This window comes from Zoogloea ramigera, from assembly GCF_006539865.1.
In the GTDB taxonomy this organism is placed as follows: domain Bacteria; phylum Pseudomonadota; class Gammaproteobacteria; order Burkholderiales; family Rhodocyclaceae; genus Zoogloea; species Zoogloea ramigera.
The window spans coordinates 1-848 of record NZ_BJNV01000189.1; the positions used below are offsets into that span (position 1 = coordinate 1).

Sequence of the window (848 nt, forward strand, 5' to 3'; positions counted from 1 at the left end):
TCGGCCTGCATTGCAGCCGAGCTTGAGCGCTTCGACGATCATCTGCGCCACACCTGTGGCCTGGCGCCACTGACCTGCACCTATCGGTGCCGGCACGTCGCGGCATTCCTGGCTCATTGTTTCGGGAATGCGCCCCTCGAGATTGGACGCTTGGCCGCCGATGATATCGATGCCTTCCTGAAGGGCTTGGCTGCCCGCTGGCAGCCCGCTTCGCGCAAGGTGATCTGCACCAGTTTGCGCAGCTATTTCCGCTTCCGCGCCCTGCTGGGCGACGACACCCGGAGACTGTCCGCGTCGCTGCCGGCCATCGCGAACTGGCCACGTCGGCATCCGCCAAAGGTCCTCACGGACAGCCAGATCGAGCACTTCCTGCACGCCTTCGATCGGACGGATCCGGTCGGCCTGCGCGACCATGCCATCGCCCGCTGTCTGCTCGATCTGGGCCTGCGGGGCGATGAGGCCACGCACCTGACGCTGGATGATCTGGATTGGCGCAACGGAACGGTGACACTCCACCGGACCAAGAGCCAGCGTGTGCAGCACCTACCCTTGCCGGTGCAGACCGGCGAAGCACTTGCCCACTATTTACGGGACGGACGTCCGCAGACGGATAGCCGCGTCCTGTTCATTCGTCACCGCGCCCCCTTCGGTGTCCCGCTTGGCGTGGCCGCCATCCGCAGCGCGATGAATCGGGCTTTTGCCCGCTGCGCTCTGGCGGATCAGTTCTGCAACACCCATGTGCTTCGGCGCTCGATGGCCACCCGGCTGCAGAAGACCGGCGTGTCGATCAAGGAGATCGCCGATGTGCTCCGCCACCGGGATGTGAACACCGCCAGGGTGTATGCCCG

Annotated in this window: 1 protein-coding gene; it reads left to right on the forward strand. The window is 65.3% G+C overall.

The genetic code is table 11. The features are described 5' to 3' along the window. Positions 1-150 precede the first annotated feature (150 nt). On the forward strand, positions 151-848 hold a 698-nt coding region (locus ZRA01_RS20380), incomplete at its 3' end, for a site-specific integrase (RefSeq protein WP_246093806.1).